This is a genomic window from Oleiphilus sp. HI0067 (assembly GCF_001635735.1).
This window is the reverse complement of sequence record NZ_LWFI01000048.1, coordinates 1-712: the sequence shown is the minus strand read 5'-3', so window position 1 is coordinate 712 and position 712 is coordinate 1. Positions and strand designations below refer to the sequence as shown.

Here is a 712-nt window from a genome sequence, read left to right as displayed (position 1 = left end):
GTTGATAGTTCAAAGCTCTGTGGGTAATGCCCCAGAGTGTAACCCTTTGCACGAAGCTGCGATTCAACTAGAGGCCCCGGCGTTCCTGCTCCAAATGTCGCGATCAAACTTGAATCATCGATATCGGTTAGGCGATTCATTCGCGTTAGCGCTAAGGTTAAGATCGGCTTATCGCTTTGGAAAGGGTTGATATGGCCTGCAACACTTGTGCCGCCTCCATAAGGAATCACAACAATATCGTTGTCGTAGGCAAAACTAAGAAGTTCTGCTATCTCATCTTTTATCTCAGGGAAAGCCACACCATCTGGGAAGAATTCAAACTGACCACTGCGCATCGCCAACCAATCAGGAAGACTTTGACCACGAGCGTGACGCACACGAACATCCGGATCTGTATTAATCAATCGATGGTCAGGCAATCGAGATGACGGCACTTGTGCCAATACTGAATCGAGACTTGCATCAGCAAGAGGGGTAGCTTGACCAACATGCTCTAGCAAAAATGCATCCCCAGATTCTGGTAAATCCATTTTGTTTGCTTCATCACCCCAACCATTCCAACGTCGCATTTTTTCACCTACCGATTTGTTCTAAACAATGAATTACTATGGATGCATCATAAAAACTTAACGTAGAATATCACTGACATTTTCGGACAATCTATTTTTATTATGAAACACTTAGGGTTTGCATCTATTGCGGCACTTAAGCA

1 protein-coding gene is annotated in these 712 nt (G+C 44.4%); it reads right to left on the bottom strand.

The features are described from left to right. Positions 1 to 569 (bottom strand): FAD-binding oxidoreductase (locus tag A3739_RS00955; RefSeq protein ID WP_156502217.1); only part of this gene is annotated, 569 nt, incomplete at its 3' end. Positions 570 to 712: the final 143 nt, after the last annotated feature.